A 2,689-nucleotide genomic window follows, 5' to 3' on the forward strand; every position below is an offset into this window, starting at 1 on the left:
TCCAGTTCCTCAACGTCTTCTACTGGCTCACCCAACGCGCCCCGCACACCGAGTACTTCCAGGGCGCCCGGCCAGCGCCGCGCCCGGTCCGGCTCCAGCGCGCGCAGCAGCGCCCGCTCCACGTCCTCGCCCAGCTCCGGCCGCAGCCGCCGGGGCGGCACCACCTTCCCCGGCGGTCCCGGCACGGTCCCGGTGAGCAGCTCGTAGCCGACCGCGCCCAGGCTGTAGACGTCCGCCCGCTCGTCGATGCCCGACCCCGGTTCGGCCTGCTCCGGCGGCCGGTACCCCGCCGAACCCGCCGCGAGCGTCAGCACCGAGGCCTGCGCGAGGCTCTTGGCCAGGCCCAAGTCGGCCAGCAGCACCCGCCGGGAGCCGTCCGGGGCTGTGTGCAGCAGCACATTGGCCGGCTTGATGTCACGGTGCACGATGCCCGCCTCGTGCAGCCCGGCGGCCCCGCGCGCGGCCTCGGCGGTCAGCGCCAGCGCCTCCGGCACCGGCAGCGCACCGCCTGCCGAGAGCTCGGCGAGGCTCCCGCCATCGGCGTACTCCATCACGAAGTAGGGTCTGCCGTCCGGCAGTTCACCGATGTCGTAGACCTGCACCACCCGGCTGGAACCGGCCCGGCGCAGCAACCTCGCCTCGGCCAGGAAGCGTTCGCGGACGTCGAGCCGGTGCGCCCAGTTCTCCGCGAGGACCTTCACCGCCACCGGCGCCTGGAGTTCGGGGTCGTGGGCGAGCCACACCAGCGCGAACGCGCCGCTGCCCAGCGGCCGTTCGAGACGGTACCGGCCGATCCGCTCCGGGGGCTGCATACGGCTATCATGCCTGGCCCGGGACCGACGTGAAGGGGGGCCGGCCGTGCCGGAGGGGGCATCGACCGAGGAACTGGCCCGGCGTGCCGCCGCCGGCGACGGCACGGCCCTGGAGCTGCTGCTGACCGAGATCCGGTCCGAGACCGTGCGCCGCTGCGGGCGCTTCCTGCCGTGCCGGGAGGACGCCGAGGAGGCCGCCCAGGACGTGCTGCTCCAAGTGGCGCGGCACATCACCCGGTTCGAGGGCCGCAGCCGCTTCGGCACCTGGCTGTACACCGTCGTCGCCAACTGCTGCCGGCAGAAGTACCGCGAGCTGAAACGGCGGGCCGCCGAACAGCCCGCCGTCATCGAGCCCGCCCACGCCGTCGACCCGCGCACCACCAGCGTCATCGCCGGCTCCCGGGTCGATCTGCTGGAGGCCCTGGACCGGCTGGAGCGGGAAGATCCGCATCTGGTCGCGCCGCTGGTCTACCGGGACATCTGCCAGCTCGACTACGCCGAGGCGGCCGAACGCGCCGGCATCCCGCTCGGCACGCTCAAGTCCCGTCTGCACGAGGCCCGCAAACGGGTACGGCCCTGGCTGACGGCCTCGGCGTAGCCCGGCGGCCCTACCGGTCCTGCTCGAACAACGGCAGCTCGGCCCAGATCGTCTTGCCCTCCGCCGTGTGCCGGCTGCCCCAGCGCCGGGTGAGCTGGGCGACCAGCAGCAGGCCCCGGCCGCCCTCGTCGAACACCTTGGCCCGGCGCAGATGCGGGGCGGTGTGGCTGGCGTCGAAGACCTCGCAGGTCAGCGTGTTCGCGTCGTGGATCAGCCGGAGCCGGATGGGGTGGGAGCCGTACCGGATGGCGTTGGTGACCAGCTCGCTGACCACCAGCTCGGCGGTGAACGTCGCCTCGCTCAGCGACCAGTCGGACAGCTGCTCGACGACCTGCTTGCGGATCGGCGCGACCAGCGCCGGGTCGGCGGGGATGTCCCAGGTCGCGACCTGCGAGGCGGGCAGGCCCCGGGTACGGGCGAGCAGCAGGGCCACGTCGTCCGGTGCGCCGCCGTAGGGGAGCAGGGTGTGCAGGAGGCGGTCACAGGTCTCGTCCAGGGAGCCGGCGTACGCCCCGAGCGCCGCGTGGAGCATCTCCCTGCTGTTCTCCGGGTCCCGCTCCCGGGACCACACCAGCCCGTCCGTGTACAGCGCGAGGACCGTGCCCTCGGGCAGCTCCACCTCGGCGGACTCGAACGGCAGCCCGCCCAGGCCCAGCGGGGGACCGGCGGGCAGGTCCAGTGCGCGGGGGGTGCCGCCCGGCTCCAGCACCACGGGCGGCGGATGCCCGGCGCGGGCCAGCGTGCAGCGCCGGGACACCGGGTCGTAGACGGCGTACAGACAGGTGGCGCCGAGCTCGCCGGGGCTGCCCGCCTCGCCGGCGCTCGCCGTCCCGGACTCGTCCGAGAGCCGCAGCACCAGGTCGTCCAGGTGGGTCAGCAGCTCGTCCGGGGCCAGGTCGATGTCCGCCAGGGTGCGCACGGCGGTGCGCAGCCGGCCCATGGTGGCCGAGGCCCGGATGCCGTGCCCGACCACGTCCCCGACGACCATCGCGACCCGCATCCCGGACAGCGGGATCACGTCGAACCAGTCCCCGCCCACCCCGGCGCGCGCGGCCGGCAGATACCGGGAGCAGGCCTCCAGCGCGGCCGTGTGCGGCAGCGAGCGGGGCAGCAGGCTGCGCTGGAGCGCGAGCGCCGTCTCCCGCTCGCGGGAGTAGCGGCGGGCGTTGTCGATGCAGACGGCGGCCCGCGCGGTGATCTCCTCGGCCAGCAGCACGTCGTCCGGGGTGAACGCCTCCGGGCGCCGGTGCCGGCCCAGCACCGCGACCCCGAGGGTCAG

At 74.6% G+C, this 2,689-nt stretch carries 3 protein-coding genes; 1 reads left to right on the forward strand and 2 read right to left on the reverse strand.

The window, feature by feature from the left end; translation table 11 throughout:
• A partial coding sequence (locus tag H5J33_RS30385) for a serine/threonine-protein kinase (RefSeq protein WP_258565505.1) occupies window positions 1-812 on the reverse strand: 812 nt, incomplete at its 3' end.
• Window positions 813-858: 46 nt separating this feature from the next.
• Between H5J33_RS30385 and H5J33_RS30390 the strand changes: the two genes are divergently transcribed.
• Window positions 859-1,410 (forward strand): RNA polymerase sigma factor, encoded by a 552-nt coding sequence (locus H5J33_RS30390; protein ID WP_181797991.1) that lies wholly within the window; start codon window positions 859-861, stop codon window positions 1,408-1,410.
• Between the two features lie 10 nt (window positions 1,411-1,420).
• Here the strand turns inward: H5J33_RS30390 and H5J33_RS30395 are convergent.
• On the reverse strand, window positions 1,421-2,689 hold a 1,269-nt coding region (locus H5J33_RS30395; RefSeq protein ID WP_181797992.1), incomplete at its 5' end, for an ATP-binding SpoIIE family protein phosphatase.

It is taken from the genome of Streptomyces sp. WELS2, assembly GCF_013870595.1.
Taxonomy (GTDB): Bacteria; Actinomycetota; Actinomycetes; order Streptomycetales; family Streptomycetaceae; genus Streptomyces.